Origin of the sequence: Arthrobacter sp. NPDC093139, assembly GCF_044754165.1 — a bacterium.
Classification (GTDB): domain Bacteria; phylum Actinomycetota; class Actinomycetes; order Actinomycetales; family Micrococcaceae; genus Arthrobacter.
In genome coordinates, this window is the sequence record NZ_JBIVOO010000016.1 from 43,840 (window position 1) to 58,137 (window position 14,298).

14 protein-coding genes are annotated in these 14,298 nt (G+C 66.5%); 8 read left to right on the plus strand and 6 right to left on the minus strand.

Going from position 1 to position 14,298, the window contains the following annotated elements:
• Positions 1 to 91: 91 nt before the first annotated feature.
• The 6 genes from ACIP90_RS18900 to ACIP90_RS18925 all read left to right on the plus strand — a co-directional run bounded on the left by ACIP90_RS18900 (position 92) and on the right by ACIP90_RS18925 (position 5,989).
• Complete coding sequence (locus ACIP90_RS18900; protein WP_400581168.1) at positions 92 to 445, plus strand: DUF3263 domain-containing protein; 354 nt, start codon at positions 92 to 94, stop codon at positions 443 to 445.
• Positions 446 to 496: 51 nt separating this feature from the next.
• Entirely contained in the window at positions 497 to 1,132 is a 636-nt protein-coding gene (locus ACIP90_RS18905; RefSeq protein ID WP_400581170.1) for a LytR C-terminal domain-containing protein, read from the plus strand.
• A 159-nt stretch (positions 1,133 to 1,291) separates the two neighbouring features.
• Positions 1,292 to 1,495, plus strand: coding sequence for a cold-shock protein (locus ACIP90_RS18910; protein WP_400581172.1), 204 nt, complete (start codon positions 1,292 to 1,294; stop codon positions 1,493 to 1,495).
• Positions 1,496 to 1,554: 59 nt separating this feature from the next.
• Positions 1,555 to 2,811: an ABC transporter substrate-binding protein gene (locus ACIP90_RS18915; protein WP_400581174.1), complete on the plus strand. Its 1,257-nt coding sequence runs from the start codon at positions 1,555 to 1,557 to the stop codon at positions 2,809 to 2,811.
• Between the two features lie 289 nt (positions 2,812 to 3,100).
• A complete protein-coding gene (gene groL / locus ACIP90_RS18920) occupies positions 3,101 to 4,729 on the plus strand; it encodes a chaperonin GroEL (protein WP_400581175.1) in 1,629 nt (542 codons plus the stop codon).
• Between the two features lie 183 nt (positions 4,730 to 4,912).
• The gene (locus tag ACIP90_RS18925; RefSeq protein WP_400581176.1) at positions 4,913 to 5,989 is read left to right on the plus strand and encodes an RNase H family protein; all 1,077 of its coding nucleotides are present in this window, start codon (positions 4,913 to 4,915) and stop codon (positions 5,987 to 5,989) included.
• 8 nt (positions 5,990 to 5,997) lie between these two features.
• Here ACIP90_RS18925 and ACIP90_RS18930 read toward each other — a convergent pair whose 3' ends face one another.
• The 6 genes from ACIP90_RS18930 to ACIP90_RS18955 form a co-directional block, all read right to left on the minus strand.
• Positions 5,998 to 6,285 (minus strand): WXG100 family type VII secretion target, encoded by a 288-nt coding sequence (locus ACIP90_RS18930; protein ID WP_400581178.1) that lies wholly within the window; start codon positions 6,283 to 6,285, stop codon positions 5,998 to 6,000.
• A 117-nt stretch (positions 6,286 to 6,402) separates the two neighbouring features.
• The gene (locus ACIP90_RS18935) at positions 6,403 to 7,947 is read right to left on the minus strand and encodes an ATP-binding protein (protein WP_400581180.1); all 1,545 of its coding nucleotides are present in this window, start codon (positions 7,945 to 7,947) and stop codon (positions 6,403 to 6,405) included.
• A gap of 2 nt (positions 7,948 to 7,949) precedes the next feature.
• A complete protein-coding gene (locus ACIP90_RS18940) occupies positions 7,950 to 8,663 on the minus strand; it encodes a response regulator transcription factor (protein WP_400581242.1) in 714 nt (237 codons plus the stop codon).
• 63 nt (positions 8,664 to 8,726) lie between these two features.
• A complete protein-coding gene (locus ACIP90_RS18945; RefSeq protein WP_400581181.1) occupies positions 8,727 to 10,373 on the minus strand; it encodes a DNA repair helicase XPB in 1,647 nt (548 codons plus the stop codon).
• A 13-nt stretch (positions 10,374 to 10,386) separates the two neighbouring features.
• The gene (locus tag ACIP90_RS18950) at positions 10,387 to 12,888 is read right to left on the minus strand and encodes a helicase-associated domain-containing protein (RefSeq protein WP_400581183.1); all 2,502 of its coding nucleotides are present in this window, start codon (positions 12,886 to 12,888) and stop codon (positions 10,387 to 10,389) included.
• A gap of 10 nt (positions 12,889 to 12,898) precedes the next feature.
• Positions 12,899 to 13,132: a hypothetical protein gene (locus tag ACIP90_RS18955; RefSeq protein ID WP_400581185.1), complete on the minus strand. Its 234-nt coding sequence runs from the start codon at positions 13,130 to 13,132 to the stop codon at positions 12,899 to 12,901.
• A gap of 181 nt (positions 13,133 to 13,313) precedes the next feature.
• Here ACIP90_RS18955 and ACIP90_RS18960 point away from each other — a divergent pair, with 181 nt between their 5' ends.
• A complete protein-coding gene (locus tag ACIP90_RS18960) occupies positions 13,314 to 13,697 on the plus strand; it encodes a cold-shock protein (RefSeq protein ID WP_400581186.1) in 384 nt (127 codons plus the stop codon).
• A 6-nt stretch (positions 13,698 to 13,703) separates the two neighbouring features.
• Complete coding sequence (locus ACIP90_RS18965) at positions 13,704 to 14,240, plus strand: DUF3027 domain-containing protein (RefSeq protein WP_400581188.1); 537 nt, start codon at positions 13,704 to 13,706, stop codon at positions 14,238 to 14,240.
• Positions 14,241 to 14,298 lie beyond the last annotated feature (58 nt).

Sequence of the window (14,298 nt, forward strand, 5' to 3'; positions counted from 1 at the left end):
GCATGGCGTAACGCGGCGTAAATGACAACGCTGTTATTCCTCCGTAACATGGAGGCTGGAGTTTTTACCGGAATCAGCGAAGGAGTGCGCAGTGGCTGAGCCGTTGCAGGACCATCTCGCAGAGCAGTCCGGTGGGGAGGCCGACGCCGTGCCGCGGCGCGGATCCCTGCTGGATGACTTCCAGCTGAGGGATTCGCCGCTGAGCGAGCGTGAGCAGCAGATCCTGGCGCTGGAGCGGCAGTGGTGGAAGTATGCCGGCGCGAAGGAACAGGCCATCCGGGAGCTGTTCGACCTGTCGGCCACGCATTACTACCAGATCCTGAATGCGCTCATTGATACCGAGCATGCGCTGGCCCACGATCCCATGTTGGTGAAGAGATTGCGTAGACTACGTACGTCACGTCAGAGGGCCCGCACCGCGCGCCGCTTGGGGTCTGACGCGTAATCGCCAGTGCCGAACTGCCGGCAGAAGACCAACAAGGACGTCACTTTTACCATGACCAACTATGCCCGAGACGAATTCGACAGGGTCCCAGAGGTCACTTCCCGGCAGGGCGTACACCGCTCCGTACCGGCACCCAGGCGCCCCCGTCTTTGGCCCGTGCTGACTGTGGGAAGCGGCGCTCTCGCCGTTGGTGTGGCAGCATTTGCCTTCCTTCCGCAGCTCGGCTTCGACGCCGCTGCCGGCCCGTCCTCAGCCCAAGACGCCGCTGTCTCGCCGTCAGCGGACCCCTCCCCAACGCCCTCCGAGGCAGCTGCGCCGTCCGGCACACCGAGTGCCGACGCGCCGTCGGCTGCCGCCTCTCCATCAGACCCGGCGTCCTCTCCGTCCTCCGTCGAAGCGCTCGCCTCGGCCGCGGACAAGTCCCTTCCTGTTTCGGTCTACAACGGCACGCAGACTTCCGGGCTGGCCGGCCGCGTCGGCGCCACCCTCGAGGCGGACGGCTGGACTCTGGGCCAGGTTGCGAACTGGCAGGGCGCGCCCCAGCAGGCGTCCGTCATCTTCTACTCGGGTGCCGAGCGCAGGGCCAGCGCAGAGGCCCTCGGGGAGCTGCTGAACATCGCCACGCTCGTGGAGAGCCCAGGATTTGAGACATCCGTTGCCGTGGTGCTGGGCCCCGGATTCCAGTGACCTTTTGGGTTACGCCTGAATAACTATTGAGTCCGGGCCCGGCTGTCAGCCTGCCTCCCGCCGGGGCGCAGTGGATAGAGTGATTTCGAGTCTTCGGCGCGTAATTCACGGCACACACTGAGGTGGGCCTTACGGAAGCAATCTGAAAGTGTGGAGATCATGGCATTGGGAACCGTGAAATGGTTCAACGCTGAAAAGGGCTACGGCTTCATCACCGTCGACGGCACGGGCGACGACGTCTTTGTGCACTGGTCCGCCATCCAGGTGGACGGCTACCGGGCCCTCGACGAGGGCCAGCGCGTGGAGCTCGAGGTCGGCGAAGGCGAAAAGGGCCCGCAAGCCGAAAACGTCCGGCCCGCCTAGTGGCTGACCGCGCCGCCCGGGGACCTGCCACGGTGACCGCCCGACGGCGGACCGGAACCATGAGAGCTGCCCGCGCCGCTGCCTGGGGTGCTGCCGCCGTCCTGGCGCTGGGCGCATGCTCCGGCTCAGGCGAAAACGCACGGACTGCGTCCGTGGAGGCCAGCGGCGACGGCACCTTCCGGATCGGCCTGATCCTGGACAGCACCGGAACGCAGGCGTTCCTGAACAGTGCCCAGCTGGCAGCCGCCAAACTGGCTGTGCAGGAGATCAACGCGGCCGGCGGCCACAAGGGCAGGCCCGTGGAGCTGTTGCCGGAGAAGCCCGGCGGTGACGCCGGCGCTCAGGCGCGTGAACTCGTGGATGCCAAAGCCGACGTGGTGATCGGACCCACCGATTCCAGCCGCGCTCCCGCCGTCATCGATGTGCTGTCCAAGGCCAAAGTCGCGCTCATCTCGCCGGCCAACACGGCAGGGGAGCTGAGCGAGTACAGGAGCGGCGGATACTACTTCCGCACCGCGGCGGCCGACGCCGCCCAGGCCGCCGTGCTGGTGAAGCTGGCCAAGGACGGCGGCGCAAAGAGCCTGGCCGTCGTCCACGAGGAGGGCGCCTATGGCACGGAAGTGTCGGCGGCGGTCTCCGCCTCCGCGAAGGGTGCCGGATTGGAGCCCGTGACCGTGGCGGCCTTCAAACCGGGCGAGGCGCAGAAAGCGGCGGCCACGGCCGCGGGCGCGTCACCGGACGCCGTCGTCCTCATTGCCCGCGGCGGCGCACAGGGTGCCATCGCAGAACTCCACAATGCGGGACTGTCGGGGAAGCAGCTGATCCTGGCAGACGGAGCCTTCAGGCAGTACGGCTCCGACCTCGCCTCCCGCGCGCTGGACGGCGCCCGCGGAATCGTCCCCGGCCGGTTCCCCTCGGCCCATCTGCAGGGTGAGCTCGTGGCCGTGGACAAGAACCTCAAGGACATGACGTTCGCCGCGGAGACCTACGATGCGGTCAACCTGGCAGCACTGGCGGCTGCCGCGGCGGACGACGACGCCGGCGCCTCCGTTGCCGCGAAGCTGATAGCCGTCTCTGGCGGATCCGCCGGCGCTGGCTCCCACCCTGCAGGCAAGCCAGCTGTTTGCCGGACGTACAAGGAGTGCCTTGCCGCCGTCCGGGCCGGAACTGCTGTGGATTATGACGGCGAGTCGGGCCCAGTCCGCTTCGACGCGAACGGCGACGTGACGGTGGCCAACTACATGGTGTTCACCTTCGGTGCGGACAACAGGGCGAAACTCACCGGGAGCGAAACAGCCAGCCGGGCAGCGGGCTGATCGCTGGGAGCGAAGCGGCCTCGGATTCGTCCCGGTTTTCACGGCCACTGCTTGCACTCTCCCCGGGGGAGTGCTAATTATTGATTAGCACTCCTGAGCATCGACTGCTAATGCCTCGCCCGGCCCAGGCCGGCAGCGCGATTGGCGGACGTGTGAGGGAGCGAAGAAATACCTGGTTGGGGTGAGATCCGGACTGCCGGCGTACAGAGGCCTGCAGGAACGATCGTCCGTCGCGGGCACCGCAGCGAGGTTCATTCTTAACGACTGTCCCGAAAGGACTACTGCCGTTATGGCCAAGATCATTGCATTTGATGAAGAGGCACGCCGCGGTCTTGAGCGGGGCCTGAACACCCTCGCCGACGCCGTCAAGGTCACCCTCGGCCCGCGTGGACGCAACGTCGTCCTCGAAAAGAAGTGGGGCGCCCCCACGATCACCAACGATGGTGTTTCCATCGCCAAGGAGATCGAACTGGACGATCCTTACGAGAAGATCGGCGCCGAGCTGGTCAAGGAAGTTGCCAAGAAGACGGATGACGTCGCTGGCGACGGCACCACCACGGCTACCGTGCTGGCGCAGGCCCTCGTCAAGGAAGGCCTGCGCAACGTTGCGGCCGGCGCCGACCCGCTGTCCCTCAAGCGCGGCATCGAGAAGGCAGTTGAAGCGGTAACCCGCGAACTGCTGGACAACGCCAAGGAAATCGAAACCAAGGAAGAGATCGCCGCCACGGCGTCCATCTCCGCCGGTGACGACGAAATCGGCGCGCTCATTGCCGAAGCCCTGGACAAGGTCGGCAAGGAAGGTGTCATCACCGTCGAGGAGTCCAACACCTTCGGCCTGGAGCTGGAACTCACCGAAGGCATGCGCTTCGACAAGGGCTACATCTCCGCATACTTCGTCACGGATACGGAGCGCCAGGAAACGGTCCTCGAGGACCCGTACATCCTGATCGTCAACTCCAAGATCTCCAACGTCAAGGAACTGGTTGCTGTCCTCGAAAAGGTCATGCAGTCCAACAAGCCGCTGCTGATCATTGCCGAAGACATCGAGGGCGAGGCCCTGGCCACCCTGATCGTCAACAAGATCCGCGGCACCTTCAAGTCCGTCGCCGTCAAGGCTCCGGGCTTCGGTGACCGCCGCAAGGCCCAGCTCGCCGACATCGCCATCCTCACCGGTGGCCAGGTCATCGCCGAGGAAGTTGGCCTGAAGCTCGAGACCGCTGGCCTCGAACTCCTGGGCCGCGCCCGCAAGGTGGTCGTCACCAAGGACGAGACCACCATCGTCGAAGGTGCCGGCGACGCCGACCAGATCGCCGGCCGCGTTTCCCAGATCCGCGCCGAGATCGAAAACTCCGACTCCGACTACGACCGCGAGAAGCTGCAGGAGCGCCTGGCCAAGCTGGCCGGCGGCGTGGCAGTCATCAAGGCCGGTGCCGCTACGGAAGTTGAGCTCAAGGAACGCAAGCACCGCATCGAGGACGCAGTCCGCAACGCGAAGGCTGCCGTTGAGGAAGGCATCGTCGCCGGTGGTGGCGTTGCCCTCATCCAGGCTGGCCTCAAGGCATTCGCCAACCTGAACCTGTCCGGCGACGAAGCAACCGGTGCGAACATCGTCCGCGTTGCCATCGACGCTCCGCTGAAGCAGATCGCCTTCAACGCGGGCCTCGAGCCCGGCGTTGTGGTCGACAAGGTCCGCGGCCTGCCTGCAGGCCACGGCCTGAACGCCGCAACCGGCGAGTACGTCGACCTGCTGGCTGCCGGCATCAACGACCCGGTCAAGGTAACCCGCTCTGCCCTGCAGAACGCGGCTTCCATTGCCGGACTGTTCCTCACCACCGAGGCAGTAGTCGCTGACAAGCCGGAGAAGAACGCTCCGGCCATGGCCGGCGGCGACGAGATGGGCGGCATGGGCGGTTTCTAACCCCCGGGCCTCCTTGTCTCTCAACGCGTAAGAGCAGCAGCGGCCCCACCTTCGGGTGGGGTCGCTGCTGGTTTTTAACGGCCCGGCATGTCTTACGGCCTGGCGTGGCTGCTCCACACGTCCGGCGCTCCACTGGTTTCATGAGTGAGTTTCAGTGTCGGCAGGGTCTGGCAGGATGGATTCGTGACGATTACAGCAGCGGCCGACGGTTCGGCCTTAGGAAATCCCGGTCCGGCCGGATGGGCCTGGTATGTGAACAACGATTGCTGGCGTGCCGGAGGGTGGCCGCACGGAACGAACAACCAGGGTGAGCTCATGGCTGTGCTGGACCTGTTCCGCGCCACGGCACACGTCCCACAGGAGGACTTGCACATCCTCTGCGACAGCCAGTACGTCATTAACTGCATCACCAAATGGATGCCGGGCTGGAAGCGCAAGGGCTGGCGCAAGGCCGACGGCAAGCCGGTGCTGAACGTGGATCTCCTCAAGGACATCGACAGGGAACTGGTGGGGCGCAAGTACCGATTCGAATGGGTCAGGGGCCACGCCGGTCACGACCTCAACGAGGCAGCCGACGAGCGGGCCCGGGCCGTTGCTTTGGCCTACCAGCAGGGGATCGCGGCCCGGTCCGGGCCGGGTTTCCACGGAGCGGCAGCGCTTGGCGCACCGGATGTCGGCGCAGCAGATGTCAGCGCACAGGGTTCCGTCGCATCGGCTGCCGGCCCGGGCTCCGTAGCTGTGGCATCCCGCCCGGGTTCCGCCGTCGCCGACGTCCGGAAGGAGGGCGGCACGGGCCCTTACCAAACCGAAGAACCCGGCCTCTTCAGCGAACCGGAACAGGATCGCTTTAGTGAACCGGAGCCGGACCTTTTCAGCGAACTCGACGCGGATGCCTTCCCGGTGGCGCCGGGCCGCGGCCCGAGCCCCGAAGAAACCGTCGAGGCGCTGGAACGCGAGCTCCTCCGCCCGGATGTCCGCAGCGATATCGGCCGGACAGGAGTGCTCCTGCATCCGGAGTTCATGGAGATCGGCAGCTCCGGAAGGATCTGGACCCGGGACGCCATGATGATGTCGCTGGAGGAAAGCCCCGGCGGTCCGATGGAGCTGGAGCTGATCTCGGCCGACCGGATCGGCGCCGACACCATCCTGCTGACGTACCGCAGCCGCTCACGTGACGGTGCGGCCCTGCGGAGCTCCGTCTGGGTCCTCCACGGCGGACAGTGGCGCCTCCGCTTCCACCAGGGCACTCCGGAGGCCTGACGGACCCCTCAGCTGAACCGCTGGGCGTTGCCTTGCTCCGCCTGCGCGTACGTGGTGGCCGCGGACTGCAGGGCGAGGTTGATGGAGGCCAGGGAGGCTTCCACCTTCCCCTGCGTCAGCGTCCACTCCGTGATGAGTGCCTGGAAGTTCGTGGCGGCAGAACCCCGCCACGTGGTTTGGAGTTCGTCCAGGCCGTGCTTCATCGCCTGCACGTCGGCGCCGATGCGGTCAACGGTGGCCCTGACGTTGGCTGACTTCACCTGGAGGAGTTCGGTATCGACGGAAATGATGCTCATGGCTGTGGCCTCTCGACGCGCGGTGGACCGGCACTGGAGTGACCGGCGGAGGGCCGGTTTTCCGACCCGCTGGGTCGAGCCTACGAACCCGGCCGCAGCGGCCACCACAAGAAATCCCTATATGTGGATAACCTGGCCGCCGCCGGAGCTTCCCCGCTCCGGTCCGTCGTCCCTGGTCCCGAGATCCTCGCTCGCCCCGTCCCCGCTTACCCCGTCCCCGTGGGAAGCCTCCTGTGAGTCGTCCCGGAGGGGAAGGCTGACCACCAGCGTGGCACCGCCGCCCTCGGTGGCGTCGACCCGGACGGAGCCGCCGTGCGAGCCGACGATGGCGGCAACGATCGCCAGGCCCAAACCGCTGCCGCCGGTGTCGCGCGTGCGGGAGGTGTCCGACCGGTAGAAGCGTTCGAAGATCTTCGGCGCTTCGCTGTCCGGAATTCCGGGTCCATGATCGCGGACTTCGAGCACAGCCCGCGGCTCGCCCTCCACACCGGTCCTCACGCCGACGGCGAGTTCGATCGGGGTCCCCTCCGGCGTGTACCTGAGGGCGTTGCCCACGAGATTTCCCACGACCTGGCGGAGCTTGGCCTCATCGCCGAGAACGGGGGCAGGCGCGGCATGTCCGCCGTCGAGTCCCATCAGCGTGATGGTGCGGCCCCGATCGCTGGCCTGGGTATCCACGACGGCGTCGTGGGCGAGCAGCTGCAGGTCAACGGGTTTCCGCTGCAGAGGGCGCTGCTCGTCCAGCCGGGCAAGCAGGAGCAGGTCCTCCACCATAGAGCCCATGCGCTTGGCCTCGCTCTCGATGCGGCCCATGGCACTGGCAATGTCCTCCTCGGATTGCAGGGCCCCATGGCGGTAGAGCTCCGAGTAGCCCCTGATGGTCACCAGCGGGGTCCGCAGTTCATGGGAGGCGTCCGCCGCGAAGCGCCGCATCCGGCCCTCTGAAGCCATCCGGGCAGCGAAGGCCGCCTCGATGTGGGCGAGCATGGCATTCAGCGAGCGCCCCAGGCGACCGACTTCGGTGGACGGATTTTCCACCGCCACACGGCGCGACAAATCCCCGGCCGCAATGGCTGCCGCAGTCTTTTCGACCCTGGCCAGGGGCCTGAAGGATCTCGTCACGGTCCAGGATGCGATGAAGGAGGCCAGGATCATGGTGAACAGACCCACGCCCACGACCACGAGCGTGGCGTGCCGAAGTACTTCGTCCACGGGAGAGAGCGGCAGCCCGACAACGACGACGGCCCGCTGCTGGTCGCTGTCGACCACGCTGACCGCGACCACGCGCCAGTTCTTGCCGTCACTGCCCCGGACCTGGAAGGGCTTCAACCCGCGTTCACGGGCGTCATCCACGGAGATTGAGTCGATGTCCGGGCGGTCGGACTTGCCGTCCAGATTAGTTGGCGCAGAGTCCGGGTAATAGATGGTGACGGTGTAGTCCGTCGGGACCACAGGGTTCGGCACAATCAACTGGTTGAAGGACCGCTGCCGCTCCGCGGACTGGACCGCGGCCCGGAGTTTGTCGTCCACCTGGCCTTCAAGATAGCTGCGCAGCAGGGTCAGCGTACCCGCCCCCGTCACCGCCAGGGCCACCAGCATAAGCGCCATCATGATGGCCACCAGCTGTGACCGGAGTGTGGCGGACTTCCAACGTTCGAGCAAGGTCAGCGCTTTTCTGCTGTCCGGAGCACGTAGCCCACGCCGCGCTTGGTCTGGATAAGGGCCGGAGCTTCAGGATCGATGTCCACCTTGCGGCGGAGGTAGGAAATGTAGGATTCGACGATCGAAGCGTCACCGTTGAAGTCGTATTCCCAGACGTGGTCCAGGATCTGCGCCTTGGACAGGACACGGTTCGGATTGAGCATGAGGTACCGCAGGAGCTTGAACTCGGTGGGAGACAGCTCGATCACGGTGCCACCGCGCCGCACCTCGTGGGCGTCGTCGTCGAGCTCGAGGTCGTCCACCCGGATGACCGCCTCGTCATCGTCCAGCATGGGCTGGGTGCGGCGAAGCACCGCTCGGATCCTGGCCACCACCTCGTCGAGGCTGAACGGCTTAGTGACGTAGTCATCGCCGCCCACTGTGAGCCCGGTGACCTTGTCCTCGGTGTCGTCCTTGGCCGTCAGGAACAGGACAGGGAAATGCTTGCCAGCGGCGCGCAGCCGGCGCGTGACGGTGAAGCCGTCCATGTCCGGAAGCATGACATCCAGCACGGCCAGGTCCGGCGCATCGGCTTCGGCGGCGGCCAGGGCGTCACGCCCGTTGCCTGCGGAGATGACCTCAAATCCGGCGAAGCGCAGCGACGTGGACAACAGCTCGCGAATGTTGGGTTCGTCATCGACCACGAGAAGCTTCGCTTCGGCACCGTTCTTTTTCATAGTTCCCATGATGCTCCCAGAGTCTGGGAGTTTTCTGGATGAATGTTGTGTGTTCAGTGGGCCCTATCCGACTGCCCCGGCGTCCTTGGCGTCCATGATCCTGTAGGCATAGCCCTGTTCGGCCAGGAACCGCTGGCGTTTGGCCGCGAAATCCTGATCGAGGGTGTCCCGGGCCACCAGCGAATAGAAGCGTGCCGCCCTGCCGTCCTGCTTGGGGCGCAGCAGCCGGCCGAGCCGCTGGGCCTCCTCCTGCCGGGAACCGAAGGACCCGGAGACCTGGATGGCCACGGATGCTTCCGGAAGGTCGATGGAGAAATTCGCCACCTTGGAGACCACGAGCGTCTGGACCTCGCCGGCCCGGAAAGCATCAAAGAGCCGCTGGCGCTCCTTCACGGACGTGTCACCCTTGATCACGGGTGCGTTCAGTCGCCCGCCAAGCTCATCGAGCTGGTCGATGTACTGGCCGATCACCAGCACCTGTTCGCCCTGGTGCTTTTCCACCAGCTGCTCCGCCACCAAAGTCTTGGTTTCCGACGTGGCGCACAGTCGGTACTTGTCGGCGTCCTCGGCCATGGCGTAGGCGACGCGTTCGTCGCGGGGCAGATCCACCCGCACCTCCACGCAGTCCGCGGGCGCGATGTAGCCCTGGGCCTCGATGTCCTTCCACGGCGCGTCGTAACGCTTAGGGCCGATGAGGCTGAACACTTCGCCCTCGCGGCCGTCTTCCCGGACCAGGGTGGCCGTGAGGCCCAGGCGGCGCCGGGCCTGCAGGTCTGCCGTCATCCGGAAGATGGGCGCAGGCAGGAGGTGGACCTCGTCGTAGATGATCAGGCCCCAGTCGTGACCGTCAACCAGTTCGAGGTGTGGATACAGTCCGCCGCGCTTTGTGGTGAGGACCTGGTACGTGGCGATGGTGACAGGCCGGACCTCCTTGACGGCGCCGGAGTATTCGCCAATTTCGGCTTCCGTGAGTGAGGTCCGTTTGAGCAGCTCGTCTTTCCACTGGCGTGCCGCAACAGTGTTGGTGACGAGGATGAGCGTGGTGGTGGAACTCGTGGCCATGGCTGCGGCCCCCACCAGGGTTTTACCCGCGCCGCACGGGAGCACCACCACTCCGCTGCCTCCGGCCCAGAAGTTCTCAGCAGCCAGCCGCTGGTAAGGCCGCAGTTTCCAGCCGGACTCGTCCAGCATGATCGGATGGGGTGTGCCGTCGACATACCCGGCCAGGTCCTCCGCGGGCCAGCCGATCTTGAGCAGCAGCTGCTTCAGCTGGCCGCGCTGGGACGAGTGGACCACCACGGTTTCACCGTCAATGCGCGGTCCCAGCAGCGGCTGGATCTTCTTGGCACGGCTGACCTCCTCGAGCACCGGATAGTCGCTGGTCCGCATGACGAGCCCGTGCTGTGGATCCTTTTCCAGCCGCAGCCGCCCATAACGGGACATGGTCTCTTCAACGTCGATCAGCAGCGAGTGCGGCACCGGGAAGCGGGAGTACTTGAGCAGGGTGTCCAGGACCTTCTCGGCATCGAGGCCCGCGGCCCGCGCGTTCCAGAGGCCCAGGGGAGTCAGACGGTAGCTGTGCATGTGCTCCGGTGCGCGCTCCAGTTCGGCGAAGGCCGCTATGGCGTGCCTGGCTTCGGTGGCCTGCTCGTGGTCGACTTCCAGGAGGATGGTCTTGTCGCTTTGGACAATCAGCGGTCCGTCGTTCACGCGATGCAATCCTTCACGGGTGTATTTCCCCTGCTGCTTCGATATCGATGATCCGGTGGATGGACAGCACCCGCTCGGTGTCCTTGGCGGGGTCGAACACCCGGACGCGTCCGCCGCTTACCGAGACCGGAACAACGGTTTCCAGCCTGGCGTTCCCGAGGCTGTCCACGACGTTCATGGTGACCCGCTGTTTAAGCCGAATGGCCTTCCGCAGGGTCTCCAGCCCGAGCTGCGTGGCTTCCTCGCTGCCGTTGACTGCGGCACCGGACCGGTGGCCGTTGGAGCCGGCCGCAGCCGCATGGTTGCGCAGCACCGCGAGCTGGGCGGCGATGTCGGCGTCGGGCGGGGCTGTCCGCGGCGCGCTGTACACAGGCCGCGCGCCTGCCCCGGCAACCGGCGCGGTGCGGTTAAGCCGCACGACGGCGGACTCCGGTTCTTCGACGGCGGGTGACAGTCCCAGCCCGCGCAGCACCAGCGCCGTCTGCCGTGGCGGCGCATGCGAGATCAGGACCGTGGGGGCGATCCTGACCAGGTTCAGGGAGGCTGCCGCGGCTTCGCCTGCCAGTTCTATGAGGGCTGCTTCGTCGTCGCTCTGGATGAAGCAGCCCGCGGCGCCGACGCGCAGCTTTCCGTGTCTCTGGGCGGTGTCCTCGATGAGGTACTCCAGGGGCTGGGGAACGGCGGTGGCCGAGTGCCTTCGGAGGAAGTCCAGGATGGTGGCGGCGTCCTGTCCCGCGTCCAGGGCCCGCCGGATCGACTGCACGGAGAACCTGTAAATCGTGGCCGGGCCCTGCCCTTCGGCGTCTGCCACCCGCTGAAGCTGTTGGCTCAGTTCCGGACTCAAGTACCCCGGGGCAACAGCCGTAAGGTCCGCCTGGAGCAGGACATGGTTCAGGGCTGCCGGCAGGTGTTCGCCTAGGATGTCCATCGCCTCGTCAGGCGCGTCGGCCGCGATGGCCGCGCCCACCTGGCTGAGGGCGCCGGATCCGATCAGACCAAGCATCTCGGCCTCCGCCAGGACTCCGCGGATCAGTGAGCTGAAGCGCCGGGCCATGCGCGGCTGCTGCCATTCGGCGCGTTGCAGCACAGCATTGGCGTCGAGGACGGGAGCGGTGCCATCCGGAGCCTCGGCTTCGAGCGTCAGCTCCCGGAGGATCTCGAGGATCCTTTTGCGGACCACCGGCGCATCGGACCGCTGGGCCTCGGCAGACAAGGCGTTGACGACGGCCGTGCCGGCAGCCGTCCGGTGGTTCGGCTGCCCGCCGGGCTGGCCATTGATGGGCTGCCCCACCAGTGACGGGGCGCGCTCGCTGGCCAGCCAGGCATTGACCAGCCACAACCACTGTTCCTGGCGGGGCAGGCCCAGCCACTCGAGTTCAGGCGGCTGCACCCAGCAGGAGCTGTCCACATCCAGCCGGACCAGTCCCGATAGGGCACAGAACTCCAGGAGGACGGCGGCCGCATGCTGGTCCACCCGCAGGGCGTCCGCCAGCCGGCGCATTTCGCGGATGCCCACCCCGCCGCTGCGCAGCGTTCCCAATGGCTGCTCCCGGACGGCGTGGAGCAGCTCGCCGGTGAGCCGCAGCGTTTCGGCGATTGCGCCCAGGGCGGCGTTGCGGCGGAGGGAAGCGGTGGTGGTTCCCAGGGTGGGCCTGGGAGGGGTGAGGGAGAAGTTATCGATCACTGCGCCGCCCCGGAGGGATATCCCCACGCTGTGGGGCAGTTCGACGTGCGCCGCGTCCAGCGGCACCAGCAGGCCACGGGCCAGCAGCCAGTCCACCGGTCCGACGTCGTGGCCCTCCCCGATGACCGACGCTTTCCGCTGTGCCTGCGGGACGGCCCCCATGGCCCAGTTGCTGAACCGGGCCAGCAGCGCCGTCGTGCGGTCCGGCGCCGTGGCGAGGATGGCACGCAGGGCCTCGGGTGAGGAGGTCCAGTGCTGCAGGGCCAGCGCCGCCTCCATCGGGGTGGTGGCGGGCTGGATCGCGGCACCGCTGCGGTGCAGTTCGCCGACCAGCTGGACGACGCGCTGGGCGAAGGCTGGCTGCAGCCGGACCAGTTCCGTGTAGCTTCGGCCCAGCCCGGCGGGATAAATTCCCACGACATCCTTCAGGGAGCCCACCGGCAGGTAGAAACGCTGCCGGTGGGCGGAAGGGCTCGCGGTGTGAGGGGGCTCGGCACGGTGGACCAGCGCCAGCTCCTGGAGCGACAGCAGGATACGTTCAACGGCGGCCAGCGAAGAGCCTGCGATCAGTTTCTTGACACCTGCTGCCGACGCACTGTGCCCGGTATCGGTGTTCGTGCACAGGTGAAGGGTCTCCAGCACCTGCATTTGGGGCCGGTTGAGGCGCTCCAGGGCCCGCTGCACGCTGACCCGCGCACTGGCACGTGCCGCCAGCGCCGCGAAATCGGGTACGCCCGGCGAAATGAGATCCGGCCGCGCAGCGAACAGGGCACGCAACGACGCGTCGCTGCGTGCCTCCAGTTCCTTGCTGAGCGCACGAATAAGGGACATCAGTCCAACGTTACCGCCCGCCGCCGTTTCCTGCCCGGCGCCGTGCTGCAATGCTGTCGATCACCAGCACGAATACCAGGATGAAAGCGAGCGGAAGCCCGTAGAGGGCAGCGGACGTGATCGGGGCCGGAGCGGCCTGGCCGCTGTACGCCATCGCCATCACCGTTCCCACGGACGCCAGGGAAAGCACTGCCAGAACCGCTGCGGCGACCGTCAGGGGACGCCGGAAACGCGTGGGTATCATGCCGTAACGCTAACAGTCCGGCGGCGGCTGCGCCTCAAAGCAGGAATCCCAAGCCAGTCAGGATAACCTTGAGGTAGCAGACCAACATGAACCAGGCAGTCATACCCTGAACCCGCACACCGGTGCGGATGCGGTGATGGCCGGACATGTCTAGACAGTCAGAACGAAGAAGGTTGATTACGTGCCTACCGGCAAAGTCAAGTGGTATGACAAGGACAAGGGATTCGGATTCCTCGCGGGCGAGGACGGCCAGGAAGTGTTCCTGCCCAAGTCGGCGCTTCCCGGGGGCGTCACCGAACTGAAGGCCGGCACACGGGTCGAGTTCGGTGTGGCCGACGGCCGCAAGGGCGCCCAGGCCCTGGGTGTGCGGGTACTGGACAAGACTCCATCCATCGCCAAGGCCAAGCGCCCCAATGCAAGGGACCTCGCGCCTGTGGTGCAGGACCTCGTCACAGTGCTGGACAACCTCTCCGGCACCCTGTCCGCCGGCAAATACCCGGAGGGTAACAAGGGCAAGGCCATCGCCGCCGCCCTGCGTAAGGTTGCCGACGAGCTGGACGCCTAGGTCCCCATGAACCCGGAACCTGAACAGGCCGAATCAAAGGCGGCACCAAAGACTCCCAGGAAGCGTGCCGGTGTCCCGGTCTGGCGCACCGGAAAACCCGACGCCGTCCTCGCGGCTGCCGTAGACGTGGCCAGGACCGCCATCGAAGGCATCGCCAAGGCATCGGAAATCGGCGAACACCTGGCGGCGCGAACGGAGGGTGACCGCCTGGTGACCCACCTCTTCGAATCCAAGCTGCCCGGTTACATCGGATGGCAGTGGTACGCCGTGCTCACACGCAATTCGCGGTCCAAAGTGATCACCGTGAACGAGCTGGGCCTGCTGCCCTCCGAGGACTCGATCCTCGCCCCGGAGTGGGTTCCCTGGGCGGAGCGTGTCCGTCCAGAGGATGCTCAGGACGATGCACTGGCGGACGAAGATGCGCCCCAGGCCGCTGGGGCAGAGGCGGGCACTCCCGGTGCCGGTGCCGCGGAGGAGCCGGACGTTTCCCCGGAGGCAGTCGTAAAGGAATCCGCAAAGGAACCGGCCGGCGAGCAAGGCTGAACGGCAAACGGCGCCGGCCGGGACACGAGCCCGGACGACGCCGTCGAACGCTGATGCT